Below are 1,447 nucleotides of genomic sequence, written 5' to 3'. Positions count from 1 at the left end.
CCCTCTCGGTGGGCGGCGGCTCGGCGGGGCCCGGCACGGCCGGCGGGGGCACGGGGTGCGGCCGCACAGCTCACAGGGCGCGGCCGAACGTGTCGTGCGGCGAGATCTTCACCTGCGGGGCGCCCTGCGCGCCCCATTCGGCCTCACGGATCGCCTTCATCGCCGCCTTGCGCTGCTCGGCGTCGAGCCGGTCGACGAAGATGATGCCGTCGAGGTGGTCCGTCTCGTGCTGGATGCAGCGGGCCAGCCGCTGGGTGCCGTCGAGGGTGACCGGGTCGCCGTACATGTTGAAGCCCCGGGCCACGACGCCGTACGCGCGCTCGCAGTCGTAGGTGAGGCCGGGCAGCGACAGGCAGCCCTCGGGGCCGTCCTGCCGCTCATCGCTGAGCGTGAGTTCGGGGTTGATCAGGTGGCCGAGTTCGCCCTCGACGTTGTAGGTGAACACCCGCAAGGACACCCCGAGTTGGGGCGCGGCCAGGCCGGCACCGGGGGCCTCCAGCATGGTGTCGGTCAAGTCCTTGACGAGGTTGCGCAGTTCGAGGTCGAAGGTGGTGACCGGCTGCGCCGTCATGCGCAGCACCGGGTCGCCGAACAGGCGGATGGGCTTGACGGACACGGGCTCGGTCTCCTGGATCGGTCGGGGCGCCGGGCGCACGACGGGCGGACGGCGGGCGGGGGTCAATTCTAGGGCGGCTCACGACAGGGAGTGCACACGGACGACGCGCGCCCCCGAGGCGGCCGCCACGCCGGTCGGGCGTGACTCCATGGGGCGGTGGCGCGTTGGTCAAGAGAGTTTGACCGAAATCGGGCTCGCACACTGCTGGAACGTGCGGCCCGATCCTTGTCATCGTCGGTTGGAGAGGCTTGTTGATGCCCGACCACGCAACTCCCGATGCTCAGGCACGGGCCAGCCTGCACCTGCTGGTGCGGGACATCGAACGGGTCCGCCGGCAGGTGGACGCGCTGCGGACCCTGACCGCCCAGCTCGGGAACGTCTACCGACCGCGGCGCAGCGGGCCCTCGGCCGGGTTCGTGGTGTACGGGCGGGCGCCGGCGCCGACGGTCCGGCTCGCCCAGGAGTTGCGGGACAGTGTGGAAACCCTGGTGACGGCCGCGGTGGAGTTCGACCGCTCGCTCGGGTTCTCCTGGGATGCGGTGGGCTCTGCGCTGGGGGTCACGAAACAGGCGGTGCACCGCCGGTACGGGTCCCGGCGGTCTCCTGCGGAGGACCCGACACCGACGGTGCCTGCGGCTCGCTCCGTCGAGGAGGAGCAGCCCGTGCAATCCGTAGGCACGGGGCCTGAGCGGGCCCAGGGTGCGCCCTTCCCCGGGCCTCGGGTGCCCTGACGGGCGACGGTTCGCCCTTCCCCGGGCGACGGATGCCCTGACGGGCGACGGTGCCCCTTCCCCCGGGCCTCGGGTGCCCTGACGGGCGACGGTCCGCCCC

2 protein-coding genes are annotated in these 1,447 nt (G+C 72.6%); one reads left to right on the top strand and one right to left on the bottom strand.

Annotated elements, in window-relative coordinates; all coding sequences use genetic code 11:
• Positions 1-70 precede the first annotated feature (70 nt).
• Entirely contained in the window at positions 71-616 is a 546-nt protein-coding gene (gene def, locus AC13HU_RS37110; protein WP_483046404.1) for a peptide deformylase, read from the bottom strand.
• Between the two features lie 254 nt (positions 617-870).
• Between def and AC13HU_RS37105 the strand changes: the two genes are divergently transcribed.
• Positions 871-1,347 (top strand): hypothetical protein, encoded by a 477-nt coding sequence (locus tag AC13HU_RS37105; RefSeq protein WP_483046403.1) that lies wholly within the window; start codon positions 871-873, stop codon positions 1,345-1,347.
• Positions 1,348-1,447 lie beyond the last annotated feature (100 nt).

The organism is Streptomyces sp. NH27, assembly GCF_056859195.1.
This window is presented reverse-complemented; position numbering and strand designations above follow the sequence as displayed.

Coding starts and splice junctions, on each gene's coding strand:
- AC13HU_RS37105 (WP_483046403.1), top strand. CDS start 871: ATGCCCGACCACGCAACTCCCGATGCTCAGGCACGGGCCAGCCTGCAC.